This window comes from Bradyrhizobium sp. PRIMUS42, assembly GCF_023006515.1.
In the GTDB taxonomy this organism is placed as follows: Bacteria; Pseudomonadota; Alphaproteobacteria; order Rhizobiales; family Xanthobacteraceae; genus Bradyrhizobium.
The window spans coordinates 1-2,239 of record NZ_JALBGZ010000891.1 but is presented as its reverse complement, the minus strand read 5'-3'; the positions used below and the strand labels follow the sequence as shown (position 1 = coordinate 2,239).

General features: G+C 63.7%; 1 protein-coding gene. It reads left to right on the top strand.

Translation table 11 applies throughout. The features are described from left to right. On the top strand, nt 1–2,086 hold a 2,086-nt coding region (locus MOV75_RS35285), incomplete at its 5' end, for a TonB-dependent siderophore receptor (protein ID WP_247007654.1). Nucleotides 2,087–2,239: the final 153 nt, after the last annotated feature.

The window sequence follows — 2,239 nt, the reverse complement described above, 5'->3', positions numbered from 1 at the left end:
CGCCTCGCAATCGCAGCGTGGCCGCGCCGCGCCGCCGCGCAATTCCGCAGCCGGCCAAGCCAGAAGCCCTGATACGCGCGAGGCTGGTAGCGGCCGTAGCAATGCGTCGAGCGAGAGCAGCTATGTTGCAAGCGGCAGCACGGCGGGCACGAAGACGAACACACCATTGCTGGAGAGCCCGCAGTCGATCTCGGTGGTGACGCGCAAGGAGCTCAACGATCGCGCCGTGCAGACGTTGACCGAGGCCGTCGGCTATCAACCGGGCGTCCGCATCGATGCCTCCGGCTACGATCCACGCTTCGACGCCATCTCGATCCGCGGCTTCGACGTTACCTACAACGGTGTCTATCTCGACGGGTTGCGCCTCGTCGGCGCCGGTCTCAGCGTGTTCAAGACTGAGCCCTATGGCGCCGACAGCATCACCGTGGTCCGCGGACCGAGCTCGGCGCTTTACGGCCTCGGCTCGCCCGGCGGATTGATCGACCTGCAGAGCAAGCTACCGACCAGCCAGCCGTTCCATGAGGTGCAGACGCTGTTCGGCGACCGCGAGCGCATCCAGGGGAATTTCGATCTCTCGGGGCCGATCGATCCCAACGGCCAGTTCTCGTATCGGCTGACCGGCGTCGTGCGCGACGCCGACGTGTTCGTGCCCGGCGGCAAGGACAATCGCACCTACGTCGCTCCGGCCGTCACCTGGAAACCGGATCAGTCGACGACCCTGACGATTCTCGGCGCCTACCAGAAATCGAAGACGCCCGGGTCGATGTTCACCTACTCTTCGGGCACCGGCACCACCACGGACATCTTCACCGGCAGCCCGTCCTACAATTCGCTCGATCAGGAACAGGGACGCGTCGGCTATTTGTTCGAGCATGCGTTCAACAACGCCGTGACCGTTCGCCAGAAATTCCGTTATGTCGACGTCGATGCGGTCACCCGCTATGTCGGCTTTCTCGGTGCGCCCGTCGGCAATGTCGTCTCGCGCTACACCGGCTACGTCCACGACACGCTGCAATCGGCCATCATCGACAACCAGGTGGAGGCCAAGCTCTCGACCGGCCCGGTGCAGCACACGCTCCTGATCGGCACCGACTACACCTCGTCGAAGTTCAACGACAAGCAGGGATTCGGCTTCGGCGTCTCCGATCTCAATCTGGCCGCGCCGGCTTACGTGCCGGAATCGATTCCCGATCCCGCGATCTCGTCCTCGACGCGGCAGCGGCAGACCCAGTCTGGAATTTACATCCAGGACCAGGCCAAGCTCGATCACTGGATCCTGACGCTGAGCGGCCGCAGCGACTGGGTCCGCACCACCGGCGAGGATCTGTTCGCGTTGACCCGGCAGCAGCAATCCGAACAGGCCTATAGCGGTCGAGCCGGGCTGACCTACGTGTTCGATTCCGGAATTGCACCCTACGTCGCCTATTCGACCTCGTTCTTTCCCAATCTTGGCGTCGATCCCTCGGGTGCCTTCTTCAAGCCGACCACCGGCGAGCAGACCGAGATCGGCGTCAAGTATCAGCCGCTGGGGACGCGGAGCTTCGTCACCGCCGCGGTGTTCGACCTGACGCAGGATGGCGGCCTGGTGACGACGGGAACGGGCGTGACGGTCCAGCGCGGCGAGATCCGGAGCCGCGGCTTCGAATTGCAGGGCCTCGCGAGCCTCGGCGGCGGTTTCGACCTCACCTCGTCGTACACCTATCTCGACATGGTCACCAAGCAGGCCGGAGACAGCGCGCTGGTCGGCAAGTTTCCGTCGGGAAATCCGCCCCACACTGCGACGCTGTGGGCGAACTATACATTGCCGCTGGCAGGCCCGTTTGCGGGACTGAGCATCGGCGGTGGTGCGCGTTATATGTCATGGAGCTATGGCGACGACCTCAACACGTTCAAGAATAGCTCGGTGACCCTGGTCGACGCGGCGCTGAAATATGATTTCGGCCAGGCGGCGAAGGAGCTGAAAGGACTTCAGTTCCAGGTCAACGCCAAGAACCTGTTCAACCTGCACTACACGACGTGCCAGGTCGGATATTGCTACCGCGGCGCACCGCTGACCGTTATCGCGACGCTCGGCTATCGCTGGTGAATGGACGCTCGATGAAGAGGGCTACCTGTCAATCACCAATAGATCCCGTGGCGATGCAATTCGCGGATCACGCGGGCCTCGACCGAGGGCGCGCGCCGCTTCGGCTTGGTCGCGGCCGGGCTCGATGCGGCTGACGCGGCTGTCGTTGCGGTT